The following is a 24,699-nucleotide window of genomic DNA, read 5'->3' on the forward strand; positions in this document are numbered from 1 at the left end:
CCGGGAACCGGTCCACCCGGCTTCCGGCCGCCGCCGGTCAGGTCTCGGTCGGGTAACCCAGCGCGCGGACGACGTCCCCGATCCGCTCGTAGGTCTGCCCCTCGGGCAGGCGCCGCAGCTCGTCGACGACCGCGTCCGGGGCCCGGTGGTCCAGGGCCGCCTCGACGAGCGCCGGCCCGTCGCTCGGGAAGTCGGCCCGGTCGAGCCAGCGGGCCAGCTCGGCGCGGGCGACGACCGCGTCCTCGGTCATGCCCACCGGGACGCCGCCGACCAGGGTGCCCTGGGGGTCGGCGTCGATGTCCGGCTCCCCCTCGGCCACCGGCTCCACCTCGCGCCACTCCTCGGCGCGGGTGGCCCGCTCGGCCTTGAGCATCCCCTGGATCTCGTGCTCGAGCTCCTCGTCAACCCGTGGGCTGTGCTTGGTGCTGCGGGCCGACGTCCCGGCGAACTGGTCTCCGGTCTCGCTCACGATCGTCCTCCTCCTGGTGGCTTCATCCGTGCCGCGCCGGTCACTTCTCGTGCAGGGCGCCGGGCTTGTGCACCGCGGTCTTGCCGGTCCCGTCGCTCCGGACCTCGTACTGCGGCTCGTCCTTGCTGGCCTTGACCTTCCGGCCGGCGGCCTCCGTCTCGGACGTGATCTCCCGCTCGACAGTGCCCTCGACCTCCTGGCCGTGGCTGTTCCAGGTGACGTGGTCGCCCTTCTGCAGCTCGTCCGACACGTGGTCCTCCCCGGGTGCTCGGCGCGGTCCTCCCGCCTCTGCCCGGCGCGGGCCCGGGGCACACATCACCCGTCAGGGAGGCCCAATCACCCGTGCGGGCACTGACGTGGGCCCGATCGTCACGTAGCGTTCTCCCCGACGGAGATCGCGACGCTGTTCTCGCTGCTCAGAGCAGAGTGAGTGCGCACTCAGCGTGACGGCTCCGTCCTCGATCGCCGGCCCGGTCGACCCCATTCCCCCGGGGTCGGCCGGGTCGGCCCGCATCTAGGCTCGGTCCCCGTGACCGTCCCTGACCCCACCCGGCCGGTCGACGTCCTCACCGTGACCTCGGTCCACGACGTCACCGCGTCGGTGCGCCGCATCCTGCTCTCCGGAACGCCGGCGGCGGCTGCCGCGGCCGGCCCCACGATCTCGCTGCTGGTCCCCCGGGTCGGCGACCCGGCGCCGCGCTGGCCGTCGGTGCAGCGGGACGGGCGGATCGTCTGGCCCGAGGGCGCGCACGGGGTCAGCCTGCGCAGCTACACCGCCCGCCGGCAGGACCCCGAGCGCGGCGAGGTGGAGATCGACTTCGTGCTGCACGGCGACGGTCCGGCGGCGGCGTGGGCCGCGGCCGCCGCGCCCGGGACGACGGTGGCCGTCGCGAGCGGCGGTCCGCTGGGCGACCGTCCGGCCGGCTGGCTGTTGCTGGCCGGCGACGAGACGGCACTCCCGGCGATCACCCGCATCCTGGCGTCGGCGCCGGCGTCCACCCGCGGCGTCGCGCTGGTGGAGGTCGCCGATGCCGGCGAGGAGCAGCCGCTGCCGGCGCCGGAGGGGGTGGCGGTCCGCTGGCTGCACCGCGACGGCACCCCGCCCGGTGAGGGCACGCTGCTGGCCGACGCCGTCGCGGCCCTGGAGCGGCCCGAGGGCGAGGACCTCTTCGCCTGGGTGGCCGCCGAGTCCGCGACGGTGCGCGCGGTGCGTGCCGACCTGCGCGGCCGGTGGGGGCTGGGCCGGGCGCAGCACCACGCGATCGGCTACTGGCGGCGCGGTCGGGCGATGTCCCCCGCCGGGTGACCCCCGTGTCCAGACTCCTCACAGGGAATGCCCAGCGCCGCTCCAGCAGCGGGCCGCACCCTCGTGGCATGACCACGGCAGCGCGTTCGACAGGAGGTGCTGTGACCAGCACCGGCAGGGACTCGGCACCGGAGGCGCGCCTCCTCGTGGTGGACGACGAGCCCAACATCCGCGAACTGCTGTCGGCCAGCCTCCGCTACGCCGGCTTCGAGGTGGCCACGGCCGCGGACGGCCAGCAGGCGCTGGCGATGGCGGCGTCCTTCCGCCCCGACCTGCTGGTGCTCGACGTGATGATGCCGGGGCTGGACGGCTTCGGCGTCGTCCGCCGGCTGCGCGAGAGCGGCCGGTACACGCCCGTGCTCTTCCTCACCGCCCGCGACGCGGCGGAGGACAAGGTGTCCGGGCTGACCCTGGGCGGCGACGACTACGTCACCAAGCCGTTCAGCCTCGACGAGGTGCTCGCCCGCATCCGGGCGGTGCTGCGCCGCAGCACCGGGCCGCAGCGCCCTGCCGACTCGCCCCGGCTCTCCTTCGCCGACATCGAGCTCGACGAGGAGACGCACGAGGTGGTCAAGGCCGGCCAGGTGGTCAGCCTGTCGCCGACGGAGTTCAAGCTGCTGCGCTACCTGATGGCCAACGCCGGGCGGGTGCTGTCGAAGGCGCAGATCCTCGACCACGTGTGGAACTACGACTTCAACGGCGACGCCAACGTGGTCGAGTCCTACATCTCCTACCTGCGCCGCAAGGTCGACACGACCGAGCCGCGGCTGCTGCACACCATCCGCGGCGTGGGCTACACGCTGCGGCTGCCCCGCGGGGCGTGAGCGGACAGGGGCGCGAGCATCGCAGCGAGCGCCAGCGAGCGAGGAGCGGAACGCCCCGCGGGAGCGAACCGGTGACACCGTGACGGCGACGTCCCTCCGCCGGGGCCGCCGCGCGCCGCGCCTGCCCCTGCGGATCACCCTGGTCGCGCTCATCGTGGCGCTGGTCGGGGTCGCCCTGACCGCCACGGGCCTCGCCGCAACCGGGATGCTGCGGCACTACCTGGCCGTGCAGCAGGAGGACGAACTGCGACAGGTCGTCGACGACTACGGCCGCGACCCGACGGTCCTGAGGGCCTGCTTGGACGGCATCGACCGGGCTCTGCCGGCCGGCTACCTCGTCGGGTGCCTTGCGCCGGGCTCCGAGGACCTCACCGTCGTCTACGTCCCCCCGCCGAGGGCCGGGGACCTGCCCGACGTCGACGACGACACGGCCCAGCCCGGCCGCCGGCCGCGCGGCACCTGGTCCAAGGACGGCGACTGGCAGCTGCTGACCTCGGACCTCCCCGGCGGCTACACGCTGGTCATCGGCGGGGACCTGGGCCGCGACGAGCGCGTCATCCGCCAACTGGTGGTCATCGAGGTGATCGTCGGGCTGGTCGTGCTGACCGTCCTCGGGGCCGCGGCCTACGTGCTGGTCCGCAACAGCCTGCGCCCGCTGACCGAGGTGGAGCGCACGGCCGCCGCGATCGCGGCCGGTGACCTCTCCCAGCGGGTCCCGGCCGGGGACGACCGCACCGAGGTGGGGCGGCTGGCCACCGCGCTCAACGGGATGCTCAGCCGCATCGAGCAGGGCTTCCGGGCGCAGCAGGCCTCCGAGGAGCAGGCCCGCGCCTCGGAGGCCCGGATGCGCCGGTTCGTCGCCGACGCCAGCCACGAGCTGCGCACCCCGCTGACCTCGATCCGCGGCTTCGCGGAGCTCTACCGGCAGGGTGCGGTGGGCAGCCCGGAGGAGACCGCCCGGCTGATGCAGCGCATCGAGTCCGAGGGCGCCCGGATGGGCCTGCTGGTCGAGGACCTGCTGCAGCTGGCCCGTCTGGACCAGCAGCGCCCGCTGACCATCACCCCGGTCGACCTGGCCGAGGTCGCCGGGGACGCCGTCCACGACGCCCGCGCGGTCCAGCCCGAGCGGCCGATCACCCTGCACCTGGACGAGGCGCTCAGCGAGCTGCCCGTGGTCCTCGGCGACGAGGCCCGGCTGCGGCAGGTCGTCGGCAACCTGGTGACCAACGCGCTGGTGCACACGCCACCGACCGCGCCGGTCACGGTCAGCATCTCCGACGAGCCGGCGCCGACCGACGGGACGGCGGACGGCGACGACGGGGGCGTGGTCGTGCTGCGGGTGGCCGACCAGGGCCCGGGCATGGCGCCCGAGGACGCCGCGCGGGTGTTCGAGCGCTTCTACCGCGCCGACCCGTCCCGGGCCCGGACGGCGGGCGGCACCGGGCTGGGCCTGGCCATCGTCAGCGCGCTGGTGGCCGCGCACGGCGGCACGGTGCACCTGGACACCGCTCCCGGCCGGGGCGCGACGTTCACCGTCCGGCTGCCCCGGTCCGGCCCGGGCGCGGCCGTCCCGTCGGTGCCGGACGGCCCGACGACCTGAGTCCGCGGGCGGTCCGGTTACCGTCCGCGGGTGACCTCCGACGCGGGCGGGCAGCCCTACGACGCCGACCTGATGGCCGCGGTGACCGAGCTCGGCACGGCCCTGCGGGAGCTGGTGGACGCCTCCGTGCTCACCACGGTCCCGGCCGACCAGCTGCGCGCGGCGGCCGCCGACGCGCGAGCCGTCACCGCCCGCCTCGCCGCCACGCAACGGCCGGCGACGCAGCTGCCCGTGCTCGACGACCCGCTGGTCTTCCGCCGCGTCTACAACCCGGTGAGCGGGGTGGGCAGCGCGCTCGCCCCGCCGGTGCGGATCCGCCGGGTCGAGGGCGGCGTCGTCGGCGAGGCCCTGCTCGGCCCGGCCTACGAGGGCCCGCCCGGCTACGTGCACGGCGGCATGAGCAGCCTGCTCATGGACCAGCTGCTCGGCTCGGCCGCCATCGCCGCGGGGCTCTGGGGCATGACCGTCCGGCTGGAGGTGGACTACCGGCGGCCGGTGCCGCTGTCGACGCCCCTGACGATGCGGGCGCAGGTCACCGAGGCCGCCGGCCACAAGTGCGTCGTCACCGGCACCATCGCGACCGCGTCGGCGTCCGACCGGACGCTGGTCGAGGCCCGCGGCGTGTTCGTCATGCCGCGTGAGGAGCTGCACGCCGACTACTTCGGCGCGATCACCGACGCCTCCGGCCAGCACCGGCCCCCGGGGCGGCCCACCGACGCCACGGCCCTCACCGACCGCCCGTGAGGGACGTCGAGGTCGCCGCCACCGCGGCCCGGGCGGCCGCCGCCGTCCTCACCGGGCTGCGCGAGGAGGGCCGGCTCACCGGCCGGGAGCTCGGGGACGCCGGTGACGCGGCCGCGCAGGCCGCGATCACCGGCGTGCTGACCGAGCAGCGCCCGGACGACGCCGTCTTCAGCGAGGAGGCGGTCGACGACCGTCGCCGGCTGACCGCCGACCGGGTGTGGATCGTCGACCCGCTCGACGGCACCCGCGAGTACGGCGAGGCGCCGCGGCCGGACTGGGCGGTGCACGTGGCGCTGTGGGCGGCCGGCGAGCTGACGGCTGCCGCCGTGGCGCTGCCGGCGCTGCGCGAGGTGCTGGTGACCGACCCGCCGCCCGTGGTGTCCCCGCCGGCACACGGGCGGCCGCGGATCGCGGTCAGCCGCACCCGCCCGCCCGAGGTGGCCGCCACCGCGGCGGCCGCCCTCGACGCCGAGCTCGTGCCGATGGGCTCGGCCGGGTGGAAGGTGACCGCGGTCGTCCGCGGCGAGGCCGACGCCTACGTGCACGCCGGCGGCATGTACCAGTGGGACTCCGCCGCACCGGTCGCCGTCGCGCAGGCCGCGGGGCTCACCGCCGTCCGGCTCGACGGCTCACCCCTGCGCTACAACGCGCCGGACCCGTCCCTGCCGGACCTGCTGGTCTGCCGCCCGCACCTGGCTGAACGGCTGCTCGCCGCGGTGCGACCGGGGTCACAGCCGCTCACGTAGGGCGATGGCGGAGACTGGACCCAGGGAATCTCCCCCGGGCCGGTGCGGTTGCTGCTGGTTCGAGCCCGTCCCCCGACCACCCCGGAGATCAGACTCGTGACGACCCCCGACTACCGGCTCTCCCAGCTGGAGACACTGGAGGCGGAGTCCATCCACGTGATCCGTGAGGTGGCCGCCGAGCTGGAGCGCCCGGTGCTGCTGTTCTCCGGCGGCAAGGACTCGATCGTGATGCTGGAGCTGGCCCGCAAGGCGTTCGCGCCGGCCCGCATCCCGTTCCCGGTCATGCACGTCGACACCGGGCTGAACTTCCCCGACGTGCTGGAGTTCCGCGACAAGCGGGTCGCCGAACTCGGCGTCCAGCTGATCGTCGCCTCGGTGCCCGACGCCATGGCCAGGGGCCTGGTCAAGGAGGAGCCCAACGGCTCCCGCAACCGCATCCAGACCCCGGTGCTGCTCGATGCGGTCGAGGAGCACGGCTTCACCGCCCTGTTCGGCGGCGCCCGCCGCGACGAGGACAAGGCGCGCGCCAAGGAGCGCGTGTTCTCCTTCCGCGACGAGTTCGGCCAGTGGGACCCGAAGAACCAGCGCCCCGAGCTGTGGGACCTGTACAACGGCCGCATCCACCTCGGTGAGTCGATCCGGGTCTTCCCGCTGTCGAACTGGACCGAGCTGGACATCTGGCAGTACATCGCCCGCGAGCAGGTCGCCATCCCGCCGCTGTACCTCGCCCAGGAGCGGGAGGTCGTCGAGCGCCAGGGGATGCTCTACGCGGTCAACGAGTTCATCCGCCCCAAGGACGGCGAGCGGCCGTTCCGGGCGACGGTCCGGTACCGCACCGTCGGCGACGCCAACCTCACCGCCGCGGTCCGCTCGGAGGCCACCACGGTCGAGGAGGTCATCGCCGAGATCGCGGTGACCCGGATGACCGAGCGGGGCGCCACCCGGGGCGACGACAAGGTCAGCGACGCCGCCATGGAGGACCGGAAGAAGGAGGGCTACTTCTGATGGCCACGAATGCCGCCGCGCAGGCCGGCGTCCACCCCGACATCACGTACCCCACCGCTGAGGACGCCGACGACCAGCCGGTCGACGTCCACTCGGCCGTCGCCGAGCACGCTGTGGAGCTCGCCACCGCGCGCAAGGACATCCTGCGCATCGCGACCGCCGGCTCGGTGGACGACGGCAAGAGCACGCTGATCGGCCGGCTGCTCTACGACAGCAAGGCCATCTTCGAGGACCAGTACGAGGCCGTGGCCCGCGCCAGCAAGGGGGACCACGTCGACCTGGCGCTGCTCACCGACGGCCTGCGGGCCGAGCGCGAGCAGGGCATCACCATCGACGTCGCCTACCGGTACTTCGCCACCCCGCGGCGCACCTTCATCCTGGCCGACACCCCCGGCCACGTGCAGTACACCCGCAACATGGTCACCGGCGCCTCGACCGCCGACCTGGCGATCGTGCTGGTCGACGCCCGCAAGGGCATGGTGGAGCAGAGCCGCCGGCACGCCTTCCTCGCCTCGCTGCTGCGGGTGCCGCACCTGGTGGTCGCCGTCAACAAGATGGACCTCGTCGACTGGTCGGAGGAGGTCTTCGACGCCATCGCCGACGAGTTCAGCGCGTTCGCGGCCAAGCTGAGCGTGCCGGACCTGACCGTCGTCCCCATCTCGGCGCTGCGCGGCGACAACGTCGTCACCCACTCGGCGAACACGCCCTGGTACGAGGGCCCGACGCTGCTCCACCACCTCGAGCACGTGCACGTGGCCAGCGACCGCAACCTCACCGACGCGCGGTTCCCGGTGCAGTACGTCATCCGGCCGCAGACCGAGGAGCACCACGACTACCGCGGCTACGCCGGCACCGTCGCCAGCGGGGTCTTCCGCGTCGGCGACGAGATCACGGTGCTGCCCAGCGGCCTGGCGACGACGATCGCCGGCATCGACGGCCCCCGCGGCCCGGTGGACGAGGCCTTCCCGCCGATGGCGGTGACCCTGCGGCTGGCCGACGACCTCGACGTCTCCCGCGGGGACCTGATCGGCAAGCCGGAGAACGCCCCGACGGTCACGCAGGACCTCGACGCGCTGGTCTGCTGGATGACCGACGAGCCGCTGCGGCCGCGCCAGCGGATCGCGGTCAAGCACACCACCCGCACGGCGCGCGCGATGGTCAAGGAGCTGGCCTACCGGCTCGACGTCAACACGCTGCACCGGGACCGGGAGGCCACCGAGCTCGGCCTCAACGACATCGGCCGGGTGCGCCTGCGGGTCACCCAGCCGCTCTTCGTCGACGACTACACCCGCAACCGGGTGACCGGCCGGTTCATCCTGGTCGACGAGGCCACCAACGCCACCGTCGGCGCCGGCATGCTGACCCCTGCCGGTTGACAGGGCCCCGCCCTCCTCACCGTTCGAGGCTCACGGTGAGCCTCTGAACGGGGCCGGCCCGGGACGGGGCCGTCCCTCCAGCACAGCGTCGTGCGACGCCGGGCGCGCCGCACCGGTCACGCCCGGCGTCGGACGGCCGAGGGGTCAGCTGGTGGGGTCGGCGTTGGGGTCGGGCGCCTTGCTGGCGTCGCCGTTCCAGTCCTTGCCCGCCTCGTCGGCGTGCTCGGAGATGCTGTCGGTCTGCTCGGCGACGGTGCGCACCATCTCCTCGTCGGAGAGCCCCTCGCCCGCGCTGTAGGTCTTGCCGTCCGGCTCGCTCATGCCGCTTCCTCCTCGGTGGATCGGTCTCCCCCGCCCGTCCCCGGGAGCCCTCGTCGGCAAACCCGGACCCGGAGCTACGGCTGTGGGACCTCCGGGCCCTGCGGCGCGAGCTCGAACCAGACCCGCTTGCCGTCGGAGTGGTCCTCGACGCCCCAGCGGTCGGCGATGCCCTCCACCAGCCGCACCCCCCGCCCCCGCGGGGCAGCGACCTCGAACTCCCGCACGGCCGGCCGGAGCGCGGAGCCGTCGGCGACCGAGACGCGCAGCCAGTCCTCGGCCAGCGTGACCTCGAGGGTGAAGGAGGCCCTACCGTCGACGTGGTCGACGACGTTGGCGACGAGCTCGGTGACGAGGAGCGCGGCGTCGCCGGCGTCGTGTGGCGCCTTCCAGGCGCCCAGCAGGTCCAGCACGAGGTGCCGGGCGACCGGGACGCTGGCGGGCACCGGTCTCAGGTCGACGGCGGCCGTGAGCGTGGACATCGGGTCTCCCCCCTCGACGGGGTCCCGACCGCACGGAAGCTGCGGGCGCGAGCTCCGTGCCGCGCCACCCCGTTGTACGCAACCTATCCGTCGCACGGGGCGCAGGCAACGACCATTGCCGTGCGAGGGTAGTTGCGTGTCACGGGCCTTGCGCTCGGCCCGCCGACTATGGATAGTGGACAACCGGATTGCTCACATCCATCTACCACCAGAGTCGGAGGGCCCGTGTCGACCCACCTCACCGAGCAGGATCCGGCCGTCCGCGCGCTCACCGAGCTCATGGCCGTGCTCGACACCTGCGTGACCGAGCTGGGGGGCGCTCGCGCGCGGGCCGAGAAGCTGCTCGAGGAGCGGCAGACCGGCCGCGCCTGGCTCGACATCGTCACCGCCGAGTCCCGCCCGCTGGTCGTCGAGCAGATCAGCTCGGTGATGGCGGCCCTGGCCAGCGCCGGGGGTGCCTGGCGGCGTGAGCAGGCCTACGCCCTGGCGTCCGAACAGGTCAGCATCAACCGGATCGCCGCCATGTTCGGCGTCACCCGGCAGCGCATCTCCGCCCTGCTGCGCGAGCGCGCCCGCGGCGCCCGAGACTGATCCGGCCACCCCCGCGGGGATCGCCGAACCGTGGGCCCCTGCAGGGGTCCTCTCAGGCCGTCAGCGCGTCGATGGCCTTGTAGACCCGCTGCTCCGACACCGGCCGCGGGGTGCCGACGCTCTGCGCGAAGAGGCTGACGCGCAGCTCCTCGAGCATCCAGCGCACCCGGGCGACCGGGTCGTCAGGTGCCCCGGTCGACGGCACCTGCGCGCGCAGCTGCTCGTACTCGGCGGTGACCGCGGCGACCTGTTGCATCCAGAGCTCGTCGCGCACGGCGTTGGCCGGCAGCTTCTCCAGCCGGTGCACCATCCCCCTGAGGTAGCGCACCAGGTCCGGCAGCCGGCGCCGTCCGGCCGCGGCGACGAAGCCGCGGTGCAGCAGGCCACCCATCTGCCGGCGCAGGTCCGCGATCGCCGCCTCGGGCACCCGCCGTCCCGGCGCGGCACCGATCGCGACGGCGACCTCGCGGGCCTGCACCAGCACCGCCTCGACGCGCCGGACGGTGTCGGAGGTGAGCGGCAGCAGCTGCGCGCGGGCGGTCTGCACCAGGGTGGCGAACCCGGCCTCGTCGCGCGGCGGCCCGCCGGCGGCGGCGATGAGCTCGTCGGCGGCGGCGTCCACGCAGTCGTCGACCAGCGCGGGGATCTCGCCGTCGGGGTTGAACTGCAACGCCAGCCGGGTGGTCGGCGACAACCCCTTCACCACCTGCCGGGTGGGCGAGCCGGCGACGAGCAGCAGCAGCCGCCGGGCCCCGCGCCAGGTCAGCCGGGTTGCCTCGACCTCGGTGGCGACCACCCGGACGCCGACCGTCGTCCCCTCGTCGACCAGCGCCACCCACGCGGGGACCACGTGCCCGCCGCGGCGGACCTCGACGGTGCGCGGCAGCGCACCGAAGGTCCAGGCGGTCTGGCCGGTGCGCTCGACGTCCGAGGCGGCCGCGGCCAGGCTGGCCCGGCTCTGCGGCGCGACCTCCCGGCGCAGCGCCTGCAGGTCCTTGCCGGTGGCCAGCGGCCGGTGCCGGTCGTCGACGACGCGGAACGTGGCCCGCAGGTGGTCGGGCACCTGGTCCGGCGCCCACGCGTCCGGCGGGACGACGACTCCCGCAGCCCGCCGCAGCTCCCGCTCCAGCGCCGGCAGCAGCGGCTCGGTCGGCGCGATGCGCGGCAGCACCTCCCGCACCCGGTCGGGGATCGGCACCAGCGCGCGGCGCAGCTGCTTGGGCAGCGTGCGCAGCAGCGCGGTGACCAGCTCCTCGCGCAGCCCCGGGACGGTGAAGGCGAGCGACTCGCCGGAGGTCCGCTCGGCGACGGAGTCCAGCACGGCCAGCGGGACGTCGACGGTGACGCCGTCCTGCGGCGTGCCGGGCGCGAACGCGTAGGACAGCGGCAGGGTGAGGCCCTGCGCGAGCGGCACCTCGTCCGGGTAGTCCTCGACCCGCACCTGCCCGGCCGCCGCGGCGTCGGTGAGCATCGCCGGGGAGAAGGTGAGCAGGTCGGGGGTCTGCCCTCGAGCCTGCTTCCACCACTTGTCGAAGTGCCGGGTGGAGACGACGTCGGCCGGGATGCGGGCCTCGTAGAGCTCGAACAACGTCTCGTCGTCCACCCGGATGTCGCGACGCCGGGCCCGCTCCTCCAGCTCGGCGACCCGGTGCATCGCCTTCTGGTTGTCGTGCCAGAAACGGTGGTGCGTCGTCCACTCGCCCTCGACCAGCGCGTGCCGGATGAACAGCTCCCGGGAGACGACCGGGTCGATCGAGCCGTACTGCACGCGGCGGCCGACGACGAGCGGGATGCCGTAGAGGGTGACCCGCTCGGTGGCGACGACCGAGCCCCGCTTGGCGTCCCAGCGCGGCTCGGAGTACTGCCGCTTGACGAGGTGTCCGGCCAGCCGCTCGACGACCTCGGGGTCGATGCGGGCGACGGTGCGCGCGAACAGCCGGCTGGTCTCCACCAGCTCGGCGGCGACCACCCAGCGCGGCGGTTTCTTGGCCAGCGGGGTGCCCGGCGCGATCACGAAGCGGGCGTTGCGGGCGCCGAGGTACTCCCGGCCGCCGCGCCGCCGGTCGGGGTGGGCCCGGCCGTTGCCCGCCTCCTCGACCTGCAGACCGACGTGGGAGAGCAGCCCGGCGAGGAGCGCGGTGTGGATGCCGCGTTCGTCGGGCTCGGTCGCCAGCTCGCCGACGGCCATGCCCAGCCGGCGGGCGGTGCTGCGCAGCTGGCCGTAGAGGTCCTGCCACTCACGGATGCGCAGGTAGTGCAGGAACTCGCGCTTGAGGGTGCGGCGGAACTGGCTGCCCGAGAGCGTCTCCTGCTGCTCGGTCACGTACCGCCACAGGTTGAGCAGCGCGAGGAAGTCGGAGTTCTCGTCGGCGAAGCGGGCGTGCATCTGGTCGGCAGCCTGCTGGTGCTCGGTGGGCCGCTCGCGGGGGTCCTGGATGGTCAGCCCCGCGGCGATGACCAGCACCTCCTCCAGCACGCCGCGCCGGTCGGCCTCGACGACCATGCGCGCCATGCGCGGGTCCAGCGGCAGGGCGGCCAGCGCGCGGCCGGTCGCCGTCAGGCGGTTGTCGGCGTCGAGGGCGCCGAGCTCCTCGAGCAGCGCCACGCCGTCGGCGACCGCACGGCGGTCCGGCGGGTCGATGAACGGGAAGTCGGCGACGTCCCCCAGCTCGAGGGCGGCCATCTGCAGCAGCACCGAGGCGAGGCTGGTGCGCAGGATCTCCGGGTCGGTGTACTCCGGCCGGCTCTCGAAGTCCTCCTCGGTGTAGAGCCGGATCGCGATGCCCTCGGAGGTGCGCCCGCAGCGGCCGGAGCGCTGCCGCGCCGAGGCCTGGCTGATCGGCTCGATCGGCAGCCGCTGCACCTTGAGCCGGGAGCTGTAGCGGGAGATGCGGGCGGTGCCCGTATCGACGACGTAGCGGATCCCCGGGACCGTCAGCGAGGTCTCCGCGACGTTGGTGGCCAGCACGATGCGTCGTCCGGTGTGCGGCGCGAAGACCCGGTGCTGGTCGGCGGCGGAGAGCCGCGAGTAGAGCGGCAGCACCTCGGCGGAGGGGAAGCGCTCGGTCAGGACATCGGCGGTGTCGCGGATCTCCCGCTCGCCGGCGAGGAAGACCAGGACGTCGCCCGGGCCCTCGGCGGTCAGCTCGTCGACGGCGTCGGCGATGGCGCTGACCTGGTCGCGGTCCGGGTCGGCGTCCGGATCGTCGGGGTCGACCACCGGGCGGTAGCGGACCTCCACCGGATAGGTGCGCCCACTGACCTCGACGACCGGCACCACGGCGCCGTCCGCACGGCCATGCCCGTCGTCACTGCCATGCCCGTCGTGACTGCCATGCCCGTCGTGACTGCCATGCCCGTCGTCGCCGAGACCTGCGAAGTGCTTCGCGATGCGGTCGACGTCGATCGTCGCCGAGGTGATGACCAGCTTGAGGTCGGGACGGCGGGGCAGCAGCCGGGCGAGGTAGCCGAGCAGGAAGTCGATGTTGAGGCTGCGCTCGTGCGCCTCGTCGATGATCAGGGTGTCGTACTGGCGCAGCAGCCGGTCGCGGCCGATCTCGGCGAGCAGGACGCCGTCGGTCATGACCTTGACCAGCGTCGCGTCGCCGACCTGGTCGGTGAAGCGCACCTTCCAGCCGACGACCTCGCCCAGCGGGGTCTCCAGCTCCTCGGCGATCCGCTCGGCCACGGTGCGCGCGGCGATCCGCCGCGGTTGCGTGTGCCCGATCCGACCCCGCACGCCACGGCCGAGCTCGAGGGCGATCTTGGGCAGCTGGGTGGTCTTGCCCGAGCCGGTCTCCCCCGCCACGACGACCACCTGGTGATCGCGCAGGGCCGCGGCGATGTCGTCGCGGCGGGCACTGACCGGCAGCTCGGCCGGGTAGCGCAGTGTCGGGACGGCGGCGCGACGGCGGGCGATCCGTTCCTCGGCGGCCGCGACGTCGGCGGCGATCCGCGCCCGTTGCCGGGCCCGCGCCTCGGCGTCCCTCGTCTTGCGCGTGCCGTCGAGCCGGCGGCGCAGGCGGTGCTCGTCCTCGAGGGTCAGGTCGGCCAGCCGCGCACGCAAGTCGTCGGGCGGGGTGGTCACGACGGTCTCCTCGATCTGGGCAGGGGTACGGGCCACGGCCGGACGGCGGCCTGCGCGGCCTCCAGGATCGCACCGCGCCCGCCCGGGCGGGCGTGGGCCGCCCACTCGGATGCGCCGGGCAACTTGTTGCTTGTGCCGTACAAGAACTTGTAGCGTGCACGTGTTCCCCCGCGCCGTCCTCCTGGAGTACCCGTGCCGCCGTCCCCAACCGTGCACGACCCCGCCGCGCCCGGTGACGACCGGCTCGCCGACCTGCGGACCCTCGGCGAGCAGCTGCCCCGTTTCATGCGGCTGGTGCACGCGCTCAAGGCGGGGCAGGCCGCCGAGGGCCGTGACCGGGCCGCGCTGGTCCTGCTCTTCCCGCTCGAGCGGCTGGGCCCGCTGCGCCAGGGCGCCCTCGCCGAGCTGGTGCACGCCGATCCCTCCACGGTCAGCCGGCACGTGGGGAGCCTGATCGAGCAGGGGCTGGTCCACCGTGTCCCCGACGAGACCGACGGCCGGGCCAGCCGGCTGGTCGTCACCGACGCGGGCCGGGCCGCCCTGGCGCGGTTCCGCGCGGAGCGCGAGGCCCACCTGGCCCGGGTCACCGCGGCCTGGCCGACCGCGGACCTGGCCACCCTGACGACCCTGTTCGGTCGTCTCCTCGACGACCTCGCCGCGTCCCTGCCCACCGAGCCCACCGTCGTGCCGGTCGCCGCGTCGCCGAGAGAGAAGTCATGAGCCAGAGCACCCGCACCAGCGCGGCCGGGCGCAGCAACGCCCGCGCGGCGGCCTCCGCTCCCGCCGAGGACGGCGCCTTCACCCACCGGCAGATCCTCACGATCATCGCCGGGCTGATGGTGGCGATGTTCCTCGCGGCGCTGGACCAGACCGTCGTGGCCACGGCCATCCGCACCATCGCCGACGACCTGCAGGGCTACGACCTCCAGGCCTGGGCGACCACGGCGTTCCTGATCACCTCGACGATCTCCACGCCGCTGTACGGGAAGCTCTCCGACATCTACGGACGGCGACCGTTCTACCTGTTCGCCATCGGCGTCTTCGTCGTCGGCTCGGTCCTCTGCGGCATCGCGGGCTCGATGTACCAGCTGGCCGCCTACCGGGCGCTCCAGGGCATCGGCGCCGGCGGCCTGATGTCGCTGGCCCTCGCGATCATCGGCGACATCGTGCCGCCGCGCGAGCGTTCCCGGTACCAGGGCTACTTCATGGCCGTCTTCGGCACCTCCAGCGTGCTCGGCCCGGTCCTCGGCGGCTTCCTCGCCGGTCAGTCGTCCCTGCTGGGGCTGACCGGCTGGCGCTGGATCTTCCTGATCAACGTGCCGCTCGGCGCGCTGGCCTTCGCCGCCGTCTACCGCGTCCTGCACCTGCCGCACGAGCGCCGCGAGCACCGCATCGACTGGCCGGGCGCGCTGGCCCTGGTCACCTCCATCGTGCCGCTGTTGATCGTCGCCGAGCAGGGCCGGCTCTGGGGTTGGACGTCGGGCCGCGCCCTCGTCTGCTACGCCATCGGCGCCGTCGGCCTCGTCCTCTTCCTGCTGGCCGAGCGGGCCTACCGCAACGAGGCGCTGCTGCCGCTGCGCCTGTTCGGCATCCGCAGCTTCACCATCGCCAGCCTCGGCAGCGTCGTCATCGGGGCCGGCATGTTCGGCGGCCTGCTGCTGCTGCCGCAGTACCTGCAGATCGTGCACGGCTCGAGCGCGACCGTCGCCGGCCTGCAGATGATCCCCCTGGTCGCCGGGATCATGATCGGCGCGATGAGCTCCGGCATCGCGATCTCCAGGACCGGCAAGTACAAGGTCTTCCCGCTGGCCGGCACCACGCTCATGGCCGCCGGCCTGCTGTCGCTGTCCTTCGTCGTCGGCGCCGAGACCTCGATCTGGACACTGGTGCCGTTCATGGTCCTGCTGGGCATCGGGCTCGGCTTCAACTTCCAGCCCGCGGTCCTCGCGGTGCAGAACGCCGTACCGCCGCGCCAGATCGGCGTGGCCACCTCCTCGGTCACGTTCTTCCGGCAGATGGGCGCGACGATCGGCACCGCCGCGTTCCTCTCGGTGCTGTTCAGCCGGCTGCCGGTGGACATCGACGAATCGCTGACCTCCGCGGCGGCGACCGACCGGCGGGTGGCCCAGGCGCTGCAGGGCGGTCAGTTGCAGGCCGGCTCGGACCTGTCGGACACCTCGTTCATCCAGGACCTGCCGTCGTTCCTGGCGCTGCCGTTCAAGGCCGGCTTCTCGGACTCGATCGACCTGGTGTTCCTCATCGCCGCGGCCGTGTCGGCCCTCGGGTTCTTCGTCTTCCTGTTCCTGCCGCAGCTGGCGCTGTCGAACAAGTCCGGCATCCAGGCCCGCCGGGCGGCGCAGCAGACCGCGGGCGCCGCATCCGCCGACGAGCCGGCGGAGCAGGCCACGCAGGCGGTCGGCGCCGCGGCCCCGACGTCCACCGCCCCGCCGACGGGCCGCCCCGGCGACGCCGCCCCCAACGATCCCGGCGGTGACGTTCCGCCGGTGCGTGCGGCCCGGCACTCGTTCGACGTGGTCCTCCGGGGCTACGACCGGCACCAGGCGGCCGAGGCGATCGAGCGCCTCGAGGCCGACATCCAGGTGGCCCTGGCCGACCGCGACGCAGCGATGAGCCGCTCGGCCGACCTGGCCGGCCAGCTCTCGGCGCTGCACGCGGAGATCGACCAGCTGCGCCGCACGGCCGCGTCCTCCGGCCCGCCCACCTCCGAGAACGTCAGCGAGCGCATCCAGCACATGCTGCAGCTGGCCGAGGAGGAGGCCACGGAGATCCGGCGCTCGGCCGAGCAGGAGGCCCAGGCGCTGCGGGAGCACACCGCCGCCGAGGAACGGGCGATGCACGAGCGGCACGCCGCCGGCCAGGCCGAGGTCGACCGGATGCTCGCCGAGGCCCGGCAGACCGCCGAGCAGATCGCCACCAGGGCACAGATCCGCGCCGACGAGCTGGTCGCCGACATGCAGGAGAAGGTGGCCCGGCTGGACGCGGAGTCCCAGGCGCGGCGGGCCAAGGTCGAGGAGGACTTCGAGATCGCCCAGCGGGCACGCCGGCAGGAGGCCGCGCGGCTGGAGGAGGAGCGCGCCCGCTCCTCGACCGAGGCCGCCCAGCAGCGGATCGCCGCGGCCGAGCAGCACGCCGCGAAGCTGGTCAGCGAGGCCGAGGCCGCCGCGGCCGCCGTCCGCGCGGTGCGCGACGAGCTCACCGGCCGGTTGCGCGAGGCCTTCCGACCGCTCGACCGGCTGCCCGACCTCGGCGACCGGCGGGCGGAGCTCCCCACGGGCAACGGCAAGGCCGCCGAGCTCCCCACGGGCGACGGCAAGGCCGCGGCCCGGCAGCGCACGCGTCCCCCCGAGTCGCCCAGCGTGCAGCCGGCTGCCGACGCCCCCCGCAGCAGGTGACGCCGGCGCCGCAGCAGACCCCGGAGATCCCGCCGGTCCCCACCCCGTCGGGCGAGGCTCGGAGTGTCAGGGCAGGAAGACCGCCCGCACGCAGCCGTCGGTCTTGTCCTTGAACATCTGGTAGCCCCGCGGCGCCTCCTCGAGCGGCATCACGTGGGTGGCCAGGTGCTCGGTGATGAGCTCGCCGCGGGCCATGTGCTCGAGGATGCGCGGCATGTAGCGCTGCCCGTGCACCTGGGCGCCGCGCACGGTCAGGCCCTTGTTCATCATCGCGCCGAGCGGGAACTTGTCGACCATCAGCGCGAAGACGCCGAGCACGAAGACGCTGCCGCCCTTGCGGCAGGCCAGGATCGCCTCCCGGACGGCGGAGGGCCGGTCGGTCTGCAGCCGCAGCTGCTGTTTGACCTGGTCGTAGGCGCCCTGGATCCCGGAGCTGTGCGCCTCCATGCCGACCGCCTCGATGCAGACGTCGGGTCCGCGGCCGCCGGTGACCTCGCGCAGCTCGGCCAGGACGTCGGTCCGCGAGTAGTCGATCGTCTCGGCGCCCACGTGCTCCCGGACCTGGGCCAGCCGCTCGGGCAGCCGGTCGATCACGTACACCCGCTCCGCGCCCAGCAGCATCGCGGCCCGGGCCGCCATCTGGCCGACCCCGCCGGCGCCCCAGACGGCGACGACGTCCCCCGGCCTAGTGCCGGCCAGGTCGGCGCCCATCCAGCCGGTGGAGACGGCGTCGGAGGCGAACAGCGCCCGCTCGTCGCTGACCCCCTCGGGGACGACGAAGGCGCCGACGTCGGCGTAGGGGACCCGGATGTACTCCGCGTGGCTGCCGGCCCAGCCGCCCATGGCGTGCGAGTAGCCGAAGCAGCCCCCCGGGCTCTGGCCCCACAGCGACTCGGTGATCCCCGGGTTCGGGTTGCCGTTGTCGCAGAGGCTGTAGAGCTCCTGCGTGCAGTACCAGCAGGTGCCGCAGGCGATGAAGGAGTTGACGACGACCCGGTCACCCACCTTGCGGTGCCGCACGCCCCTGCCGACCTCGACGACCTCGCCCATGAACTCGTGGCCGAGCACGTCGCCGGCCCGCATGAACGGGATGTAGCCGCCGAGCAGGTGCAGGTCCGAGCCGCAGGTGGTGGTGCGGCCGACCCGCAGGATGACGTCGTGGTCGTTGAGGATCTGCGGGTCCGGGACGGTCTCCACCGAGACCTCGTTGACCCCGGTCCAGGTCGCCGCCCTCACAGCACACCCTCCCCCCGGGCGCGAGCCGTCGCGCCCTCCAGCGCCGCGCCCTGCGGCGTGGGCTTGCGGACGCCGTGCGGCGCCGGGTCCACCCGCAGCACCTCGCCCACCTCGATCAGCTGCTTGGCCTCCCGCAGCGCGGAGCGCAGCGCGCGCACGTCCTCGTCCGTCGGCCGGTCGCGGTAGCGCGCGGCGAGCTCGGTGCCGCGGTCTCCCGGCGCGGGGGTGATCCGCACCTCGACGCGGTCGCCGAGCGCGGCCAGGGGCGCGGGGAGGTCCGCGCCGGTGCCCACCTGTTCCGGCGAGCGCAGCACGGTGACCGCGCGCCAGCGGCGGCCGGCGGTCTCGGGGTCCTCGGTGGCCGACGACTGCCCCAGGCCGGGCAGCCGCACGTGCTGGAGGCGGCCGAGCAGCGCCCCTCCTGCCTCCGTGGCGGCTCCCAGCAGGGAGTCGAGCAACCTGGGCACGGCCATGACGCGTCCTCCTGACGTCGACGTCTGGAGGCTGCGGGCTACCCAGGACCCCGACGGGGGCAATCGCCGGACCCGTCCGTCCCGCCCCCCTCGGGCCCCGGGTCGCCCGCCGGGGGCCCGCCGTCCCCGCGACGTCCTACTGTGGCGGCACCGGGCCGGACGGAACCCGGGTCCCTGCCGAACCGCTCCGGAGGCGTCGTGCGCTCGTCGTTGATCCTGTCCCGCCGCGACCTGGACTTCCTGCTCCACGAGTGGCTGGACGTCGAGGACCTGGTGAAGCGCCCGCGCTACGCCGAACACTCCCGGGAGACCTTCGACGCGGTGCTCGACCTCGCCGAGCAGATCGCCACCGAGCACTTCGCGCCCCACAACCGGAAGGCCGACGAGAACGAGCCGCGCATGGTCGACGGCAGGGCCGTGCTCATCCCCGAGGTGAAGCAGGCGCTCGACGTCTTCGTCGAGGCCGGGCTGATGGCCGGGGAGTTCGACGAGGAGTACGGCGGCATGCAGCTGCCGCACGTCGTCGGCCAGGCGGTCTTCGCGTGGTTCAAGGCGGCCAACGTCGGGACGTCGGCCTACCCGTTCCTCACCATGGGCAACGCCCGGCTGCTGCTCGCGCACGGCAGCCGGGAACAGATCGACACCTACGTGCGCCCGGAGATCGAGGGCCGCTGGTTCGGCACGATGGCGCTGTCGGAGCCGCAGGCCGGGTCCTCGCTGGCCGACATCACCACCCGGGCGGTGCCGCAGGACGACGGCACGTACCGGCTGACCGGCAACAAGATGTGGATCTCCGGCGGCGACCACGAGCTGACCGAGAACATCGTCCACCTGGTCCTGGCCAAGATCCCCGGTGGCCCGCCCGGCGTGAAGGGCATCTCGCTGTTCATCGTGCCGAAGTTCCTCGTCGACGAGGACGGCACCCTCGGTGAACGCAACGACGTCGTCCTGGCCGGCCTGAACCACAAGATGGGCTACCGGGGGACGACGAACACGCTGCTCAACTTCGGCGAGGGCGTGCACACCCCGGGCGGCCGGCCGGGAGCCGTCGGCTACCTGGTGGGCGAGCCGCACCGCGGCCTCACCTACATGTTCCACATGATGAACGAGGCCCGGATCGGCGTCGGGATGGGCGCGACCGTGCTCGGCTACACCGGCTACCTGTACGCCCTCGAGTACGCCCGCACCCGCACGCAGGGCCGCCGCGCCGGCGCCAAGGACCCGAACAGCCCGGGGGTGCCGATCATCGAGCACCCCGACGTGCGCCGGATGCTGCTGGCCGCCAAGTCCTACGCCGAGGGCGGACTGGCCCTGGGGCTGTACTGCGCCCGGCTGGTCGACGAGGAGCAGACCGCCGAGACCGAGGAGGAGCGCGCCCGCGCCCACCTGCTGCTCGACACCCTGACCCCGATCGCCAAGGCCTGGCCCTCCCAGTGGGGCCCGGTCGCCGACGACCTGGCCATCCAGGTGCACGGCGGCTACGGCTACACCCGCGACTACCCCGTCGAGCAGTTCTACCGGGACAACCGGCTCAACCCGATCCACGAGGGCACCAACGGCATCCAGGCGCTGGACCTGCTCGGCCGCAAGGTGGTCGCCCAGGGCGGCGCCGGGCTGCGGCTGCTCGAGGAGACGATCACCGCGACGACGGCGCGCGCAGCGGGGACGCAGTGGGCCGGCTTCGCCGCCGACCTCGACGCCGCGGTGGCCCGGATCGGCGCGGTGACCGCCACGCTGTGGGGCACCGGCGACCCGGACCTGGCGCTGGCCAACGCCAGCGTCTACCTGGAGGCCGCCGGCCACCTGGTGGTCGGCTGGCTGTGGCTGGAGCAGGCGCTGGCCTGCGAGGGCTCGTCCGACGCCTTCCACGAGGGCAAGCGCGCGGCCGCCCGCTACTTCTGGCGGTGGGAGCTGCCGCGCACCCGGGCCCAGTTCGACCTGCTGGAGTCACTGGACCGCACCGTCCTCGACACCGACGACGCCTGGCTCTGAGCAGCCCCCGGCAGCACTGCGCCCCGCGTCTCCGGTGAGGAGGCGCGGGGCGCCGGTGACGGGCGGGTGTGGCCCCGTCCAGAGCCCCGCCGGCCTTCCTGCAGGGTCCCGCCGCGAGCCTGCAAGTGGCGGGGGCAGGAGGGTCCTCTCACGAAGGGTGGGGAGGACGGGGTCCTCCTTCAGGCGGCGCGGGCCCCCACCGGTTCGCCTGTCGCCGTCCGGGTGGTGGCCGGGCGGGCCGGGACGGCCTTCGCGGCACGCTGCTCGCGCTCGTAGCGGGCCGTCGAGGACGTCCCCAAGCCGATCACCAGTGCGGTCAGGACCAGGAACCCGACGAGGGTCACGGTCGGCCACAGCACCATCAGTCAGAACCCCTTTGTGCGGAGAAGTCGCCGCAGGGGTCGAAGGCCCCCGTGGCACGTCGTTGTACCGGCTCTACCCCGTCCGACCGCCCTCCCAACCCTCGGACCAGGCGCTCCACCTGGTGGGTGTGACCAAGTGCACGGCCCCGGGTGGGCGCGCCCGGTGGCAGCGGGCGTGGTCTCATCCCCGGGTGTCCCGCCGTGCCGACGACGAGCAGCGCACGCCGCGGCCGGCGGTGCTGGTCGCCGTCCTGGCGCTCGGGACGACCGCGCTGTCGCTCATGCAGAGCCTCGTCGTCCCGCTGCTGCCGGCGATCGGCGCGCAGCTCGGGGTCTCCGCCAACGCCGCGGGCTGGGTGCTGACGGCCAACCTGCTCGCTGCCGCCGTCGCCACGCCGGTGCTGGGCCGCCTCGGTGACACCTGGGGCGAGCGCCCGGTGGCGCTCGGCGTCCTCGCGGCGATGTCGGTCGGCACGCTGCTGGCGCTGGTCACCGCCTCCCTGCCGCTGCTGCTGGTGGCCCGGGTGCTGCAGGGCGCCTCCTACGGCCTGTTCCCGTTGGCGATCAGCGTGCTGCGGCGCGAACTGCCCGCCGCCCGGCTGGACGTCGCGATGTCGGTGGTGAGCAGCACGCTCGCGGTCGGCGGTGTGGTGGGCCTGGTGGCCGCCGGGGTGCTCACCCGGGACGGCGGCGACTACCACCGCCCCTTCTGGATCGGGCTGGTCGTCTGCCTGGTCACCCTGGTGCTGACGGCGCTCGTCCTCCCCCGCCGCCCGGCCACCGGGTCCGGCCGCGTCGACTGGGCCGGCGCCGCCGTGCTGGCCGCGGGCCTGGTGCTCCTGCTGCTGCCGGTCTCGCAGGGCAACGCGTGGGGGTGGACGTCGCCGGGGACGCTGGGCTGCCTGGTCGGGGCGGCGCTCGTGCTGCCCGGCTGGGTGCTGCTGCAGCGGCGGCGGACCCAGCCGCTGGTCCGCCCGGGCCTGCTGGCCGACCCGCGGGTCGTCGTCCCCAACGTCGCCGGGTTGTTGACCGGGGTGGGGCTGTTCGCCTCCTTCCTCGTCGTCCTGCAGTACGTGCAGACGCCGCCGGAGACCGCCGGGTACGGCTTCGGCGCCTCGGTGCTCGACGCAGCGGTGGTGTACCTGCTGCCCGGCGGGGTGGTCGGCGTGCTGCTCGGGCCGGTCGCCGGGCGGATCGTTGCCCGGGCCGGCGCGCTGACCACGCTGCGCGCGGGCGCGGTGTGCGGGCTGGCCGGCTTCGTGCTGTTCGCGGTGCTGCGCGACACCCCGGCGCAGGTGGTCGCCGCCGGGCTGCTCACCCAGCTGTGGGTCACCGTGGCCTACGCGGCGCTGCCCGCGCTCGTGGTGGCCGCCGTCCGCCCCGAGGAGACCGGCGTCGCCAACGCGGTGAACTCCATCGCGCGGTCGGTCGGGCAGGCGGTCGGCAGCACGGTGACCGTCGCCGTCCTCGCCTCCGGCACGGTCGCGGTGACCGGGTTCCCCACCGCGGGGTCGTTCACCGCGGTCGCCCTCGTCGGCGCGGGCAGCGCGGCTGCCGTCGCCGCCGTGACGCTGGCCGGCCGGGGACGGCGGGGCCCGGCCGAGCGGACCGGCACGGCCCCTGTGCCCGGCGCCCGGTGAGGTCACGGAGCGGTCGCGACACACCGGCGCTGGGCATGGGCCACGATCATCCGGGGAACTCCGGCCTGGACGCTCCACACCCGACGGAGGACTGACGATGGCCCGCTCCACCGGTCCACGTGGCAGCAGGACCGCCGCGAACGAGACCCGCTTCTCCGGCAACACCGCCGGCGACCCCGCCCCGGACGACCCCAAGGTCAACGACACCCGGCTCGACAGCGCCCCCAAGGGCGCCGACAAGGCCCCCACCGTCGGCGGCACGCTGAAGCGGACGCTGAAGGAGTTCAGCGAGGACAACCTCACCGACTGGGCGGCCGCGCTCACCTACTACGGCACCCTGGCGCTGTTCCCGGCGCTGATCGCGCTGCTGTCCATCATCGGCCTGCTGACCGACCCGCAGCAGCTCACCACCGCGCTGACCGCCGTCGTGCCCCAGCAGGCGGCCAGCACCCTGACCCCGGTGATCGAGCAGCTCGCCGGCAACACCGCGCCGGTGGGCTTCGGTCTGGTCCTCGGTCTCGCCGGTGCCCTCTGGTCGGCGTCGGGCTACGTCGGCGCGTTCACCCGCGCGGCCAACGTGGTGTACGAGACCCCCGAGGGCCGCAAGGTCTGGAAGCTCAAGCCGCTGCAGCTGCTGGTCACGCTGATCGGCATCCTGTTCGCCGCGGTGGTCGTGGCGTTGCTGGTGCTCAGCGGCCCCGTGGTCGACGCCATCGGGCGCGCGATCCGCCTGGACGAGACCGTCCTGACCGTGTGGAACGTGGTCAAGTGGCCGGTCGTCGTCGTGCTGGTGGCGCTGATGATCGCCGTCCTCTACTACTCGACGCCCAACGTGAAGCTGCGCGGCTTCCGCTTCACGAGTCCGGGCGCCGCCGTGGCCCTGCTGGTCTGGGCCCTCGCCTCGGCGCTGTTCGCCTTCTACGTGGCCAACTTCGGCAGCTACAACAAGACCTACGGCGCCCTGGCCGGTGTCATCGTCTTCCTGGTCTGGTTCTGGCTGACCAACGTGGCGCTGCTGTTCGGCATCGAGCTCGACGCCGAGATCGAGCGCACCAAGGAGCTCAAGGACGGCGTGCCGCTGGCCGAGAAGGAGATCCAGCTCGACGCCCGCGCCGAGCCGAAGGACCGGCACACCCACTAAGGACCCCGTCCTCCTCACCGCTCGCAAGCTCGCGGCGAGCCTCTGGACGGGGCCAGCCGACGGCGGCCCCCTCCCGATCGGGAGGGGGCCGCCGTCGTCCACCGGTTCAGCGCGCCGTCGGCGGGCGGTCGCCTCGGCGGGCCGGCGGCACCTGCTCGACCAGGCCGGCGACCCCGGCCAGCCCCCGGCTGACCACCTCGCCGACGGGGGCCAGCGGCGCGGGGACACGGCGGACGACGGCGTCGACGACGTCCCGGCTGCGGTCGAGCACCGACAGCGGCAGCGCCGAGAGGGCGTTGCCCGGCGGACGGCGGGACACGGTCGGGTGCGGCCGGGTGGGCGAGATGCGACGGACCAGCTCCCAGCGGCGGCCCAGCGCCCGCAGCTCGTGCGCGTCGAGGCGCTCCTGCAGCCGCGGGAACAGCACGTCCTCCTCGTCGCGGACGTCCTCGCGCAGCACCTCGACCAACCGGGACAGCCGCTCTGCGCGCCGCGGGTCGTCGTGCCCCAGCGTCTCGAGCTCGGTGACCAGCTCGTTGACCTCCTGGTGCTCCGACTCGATGCGCAGGGTCAGCTCCTCGCCGTCGGGCAGCACCCGGCGCATCACCGGCCACAGCACGCTCTCCTCGGCGAAGGCGTGGCTGAACACGAGCCGGTCGATGCGGATCAGCACCTCCTCCTGCTCGCGGCCGGTCGTGCCGTCCAGCTGGTGCAGGAGCCGGTCCAGCTGGACGTGGTCACGACGCTGGCGGACCAGGACGCTGCCCGGCCCCCCGAGCTCCTCGACCGACTGGTCGGCGATGGAACGGCTCACGGTGGGTACCTCCCGGTGGGAACTGCGGGCCACGGTCCTTCCCGCTGGAGAACGTCGGCATGCGCCGGCCCGTTGTGCTG

22 protein-coding genes are annotated in these 24,699 nt (G+C 74.2%); 13 read left to right on the forward strand and 9 right to left on the reverse strand.

Features of this window, described 5'->3' with window-relative positions; genetic code table 11:
• Nucleotides 1-37: 37 nt before the first annotated feature.
• Nucleotides 38-469 (reverse strand): DUF2795 domain-containing protein, encoded by a 432-nt coding sequence (locus ACU610_RS17380; protein WP_446768945.1) that lies wholly within the window; start codon nt 467-469, stop codon nt 38-40.
• A 40-nt stretch (nt 470-509) separates the two neighbouring features.
• The gene (locus tag ACU610_RS17385) at nt 510-719 is read right to left on the reverse strand and encodes a DUF2945 domain-containing protein (RefSeq protein WP_446768946.1); all 210 of its coding nucleotides are present in this window, start codon (nt 717-719) and stop codon (nt 510-512) included.
• 279 nt (nt 720-998) lie between these two features.
• Here ACU610_RS17385 and ACU610_RS17390 point away from each other — a divergent pair, with 279 nt between their 5' ends.
• The 7 genes from ACU610_RS17390 to ACU610_RS17420 all read left to right on the forward strand — a co-directional run bounded on the left by ACU610_RS17390 (nt 999) and on the right by ACU610_RS17420 (nt 8,070).
• On the forward strand, nt 999-1,775 hold the full coding sequence (locus ACU610_RS17390) for a siderophore-interacting protein (RefSeq protein WP_446768947.1): 777 nt from the start codon (nt 999-1,001) through the stop codon (nt 1,773-1,775).
• A 101-nt stretch (nt 1,776-1,876) separates the two neighbouring features.
• The gene (locus ACU610_RS17395) at nt 1,877-2,599 is read left to right on the forward strand and encodes a response regulator transcription factor (RefSeq protein ID WP_446768948.1); all 723 of its coding nucleotides are present in this window, start codon (nt 1,877-1,879) and stop codon (nt 2,597-2,599) included.
• A 79-nt stretch (nt 2,600-2,678) separates the two neighbouring features.
• Nucleotides 2,679-4,199 (forward strand): sensor histidine kinase, encoded by a 1,521-nt coding sequence (locus ACU610_RS17400; protein ID WP_446768949.1) that lies wholly within the window; start codon nt 2,679-2,681, stop codon nt 4,197-4,199.
• 30 nt (nt 4,200-4,229) lie between these two features.
• Nucleotides 4,230-4,943, forward strand: a complete 714-nt coding sequence (locus ACU610_RS17405) for a PaaI family thioesterase (RefSeq protein ID WP_446768950.1) — start codon at nt 4,230-4,232, stop codon at nt 4,941-4,943.
• Nucleotides 4,940-5,689 carry an inositol monophosphatase family protein gene (locus ACU610_RS17410; protein WP_446768951.1) on the forward strand — a complete coding sequence of 250 codons (750 nt, stop codon included), beginning with the start codon at nt 4,940-4,942 and terminating at the stop codon, nt 5,687-5,689. Before ACU610_RS17405 ends, ACU610_RS17410 begins: the two co-directional genes overlap by 4 nt.
• A gap of 96 nt (nt 5,690-5,785) precedes the next feature.
• A complete protein-coding gene (gene cysD, locus ACU610_RS17415) occupies nt 5,786-6,694 on the forward strand; it encodes a sulfate adenylyltransferase subunit CysD (RefSeq protein ID WP_446768952.1) in 909 nt (302 codons plus the stop codon).
• Nucleotides 6,694-8,070: a sulfate adenylyltransferase subunit 1 gene (locus ACU610_RS17420; RefSeq protein WP_446768953.1), complete on the forward strand. Its 1,377-nt coding sequence runs from the start codon at nt 6,694-6,696 to the stop codon at nt 8,068-8,070. The genes cysD and ACU610_RS17420 overlap by 1 nt, the downstream gene beginning before the upstream one ends.
• A 144-nt stretch (nt 8,071-8,214) precedes the next feature.
• Here ACU610_RS17420 and ACU610_RS17425 read toward each other — a convergent pair whose 3' ends face one another.
• Nucleotides 8,215-8,391 carry a hypothetical protein gene (locus tag ACU610_RS17425; RefSeq protein WP_446768954.1) on the reverse strand — a complete coding sequence of 59 codons (177 nt, stop codon included), beginning with the start codon at nt 8,389-8,391 and terminating at the stop codon, nt 8,215-8,217.
• A 74-nt stretch (nt 8,392-8,465) separates the two neighbouring features.
• Nucleotides 8,466-8,870, reverse strand: a complete 405-nt coding sequence (locus ACU610_RS17430) for an ATP-binding protein (protein WP_446768955.1) — start codon at nt 8,868-8,870, stop codon at nt 8,466-8,468.
• 225 nt (nt 8,871-9,095) lie between these two features.
• Here ACU610_RS17430 and ACU610_RS17435 point away from each other — a divergent pair, with 225 nt between their 5' ends.
• Nucleotides 9,096-9,461, forward strand: a complete 366-nt coding sequence (locus ACU610_RS17435) for a hypothetical protein (RefSeq protein WP_446768956.1) — start codon at nt 9,096-9,098, stop codon at nt 9,459-9,461.
• 52 nt (nt 9,462-9,513) lie between these two features.
• Here ACU610_RS17435 and hrpA read toward each other — a convergent pair whose 3' ends face one another.
• Complete coding sequence (hrpA, locus tag ACU610_RS17440) at nt 9,514-13,548, reverse strand: ATP-dependent RNA helicase HrpA (RefSeq protein ID WP_446768957.1); 4,035 nt, start codon at nt 13,546-13,548, stop codon at nt 9,514-9,516.
• 192 nt (nt 13,549-13,740) lie between these two features.
• Here hrpA and ACU610_RS17445 point away from each other — a divergent pair, with 192 nt between their 5' ends.
• Nucleotides 13,741-14,268 carry a MarR family winged helix-turn-helix transcriptional regulator gene (locus ACU610_RS17445; RefSeq protein WP_446768958.1) on the forward strand — a complete coding sequence of 176 codons (528 nt, stop codon included), beginning with the start codon at nt 13,741-13,743 and terminating at the stop codon, nt 14,266-14,268.
• Nucleotides 14,265-16,961 carry a DHA2 family efflux MFS transporter permease subunit gene (locus tag ACU610_RS17450; RefSeq protein ID WP_446768959.1) on the forward strand — a complete coding sequence of 899 codons (2,697 nt, stop codon included), beginning with the start codon at nt 14,265-14,267 and terminating at the stop codon, nt 16,959-16,961. Before ACU610_RS17445 ends, ACU610_RS17450 begins: the two co-directional genes overlap by 4 nt.
• A gap of 66 nt (nt 16,962-17,027) precedes the next feature.
• Here the strand turns inward: ACU610_RS17450 and ACU610_RS17455 are convergent, their stop codons facing one another.
• On the reverse strand, nt 17,028-18,197 hold the full coding sequence (locus tag ACU610_RS17455) for a zinc-dependent alcohol dehydrogenase (RefSeq protein WP_446768960.1): 1,170 nt from the start codon (nt 18,195-18,197) through the stop codon (nt 17,028-17,030).
• The gene (locus ACU610_RS17460; protein ID WP_446768961.1) at nt 18,194-18,670 is read right to left on the reverse strand and encodes a hypothetical protein; all 477 of its coding nucleotides are present in this window, start codon (nt 18,668-18,670) and stop codon (nt 18,194-18,196) included. The genes ACU610_RS17455 and ACU610_RS17460 overlap by 4 nt, the downstream gene beginning before the upstream one ends.
• A 198-nt stretch (nt 18,671-18,868) precedes the next feature.
• Here ACU610_RS17460 and ACU610_RS17465 point away from each other — a divergent pair, with 198 nt between their 5' ends.
• Nucleotides 18,869-20,662: an acyl-CoA dehydrogenase gene (locus tag ACU610_RS17465; RefSeq protein WP_446768962.1), complete on the forward strand. Its 1,794-nt coding sequence runs from the start codon at nt 18,869-18,871 to the stop codon at nt 20,660-20,662.
• Between the two features lie 179 nt (nt 20,663-20,841).
• Here the strand turns inward: ACU610_RS17465 and ACU610_RS17470 are convergent, their stop codons facing one another.
• Nucleotides 20,842-21,024, reverse strand: coding sequence for a hypothetical protein (locus tag ACU610_RS17470; protein WP_100499932.1), 183 nt, complete (start codon nt 21,022-21,024; stop codon nt 20,842-20,844).
• Between the two features lie 191 nt (nt 21,025-21,215).
• Between ACU610_RS17470 and ACU610_RS17475 the strand changes: the two genes are divergently transcribed.
• Together ACU610_RS17475 and ACU610_RS17480 are read left to right on the forward strand one after the other, a co-directional pair.
• The gene (locus ACU610_RS17475; RefSeq protein WP_446768963.1) at nt 21,216-22,664 is read left to right on the forward strand and encodes an MFS transporter; all 1,449 of its coding nucleotides are present in this window, start codon (nt 21,216-21,218) and stop codon (nt 22,662-22,664) included.
• Nucleotides 22,665-22,761: 97 nt separating this feature from the next.
• Nucleotides 22,762-23,805 carry a YihY/virulence factor BrkB family protein gene (locus ACU610_RS17480; RefSeq protein ID WP_446768964.1) on the forward strand — a complete coding sequence of 348 codons (1,044 nt, stop codon included), beginning with the start codon at nt 22,762-22,764 and terminating at the stop codon, nt 23,803-23,805.
• Between the two features lie 106 nt (nt 23,806-23,911).
• Here the strand turns inward: ACU610_RS17480 and ACU610_RS17485 are convergent, their stop codons facing one another.
• Nucleotides 23,912-24,619 (reverse strand): hemerythrin domain-containing protein, encoded by a 708-nt coding sequence (locus ACU610_RS17485; protein WP_446768965.1) that lies wholly within the window; start codon nt 24,617-24,619, stop codon nt 23,912-23,914.
• Between the last annotated feature and the right edge of the window lie 80 nt (nt 24,620-24,699).

This window comes from Geodermatophilus sp. URMC 61, assembly GCF_052931555.1.

Coding starts and splice junctions, on each gene's coding strand:
- ACU610_RS17450 (WP_446768959.1), top strand. CDS start 14,265: ATGAGCCAGAGCACCCGCACCAGCGCGGCCGGGCGCAGCAACGCCCGC.
- ACU610_RS17480 (WP_446768964.1), top strand. CDS start 22,762: ATGGCCCGCTCCACCGGTCCACGTGGCAGCAGGACCGCCGCGAACGAG.
- ACU610_RS17425 (WP_446768954.1), bottom strand. CDS start 8,391: ATGAGCGAGCCGGACGGCAAGACCTACAGCGCGGGCGAGGGGCTCTCC.
- ACU610_RS17460 (WP_446768961.1), bottom strand. CDS start 18,670: ATGGCCGTGCCCAGGTTGCTCGACTCCCTGCTGGGAGCCGCCACGGAG.
- ACU610_RS17470 (WP_100499932.1), bottom strand. CDS start 21,024: ATGGTGCTGTGGCCGACCGTGACCCTCGTCGGGTTCCTGGTCCTGACC.
- ACU610_RS17420 (WP_446768953.1), top strand. CDS start 6,694: ATGGCCACGAATGCCGCCGCGCAGGCCGGCGTCCACCCCGACATCACG.
- ACU610_RS17430 (WP_446768955.1), bottom strand. CDS start 8,870: ATGTCCACGCTCACGGCCGCCGTCGACCTGAGACCGGTGCCCGCCAGC.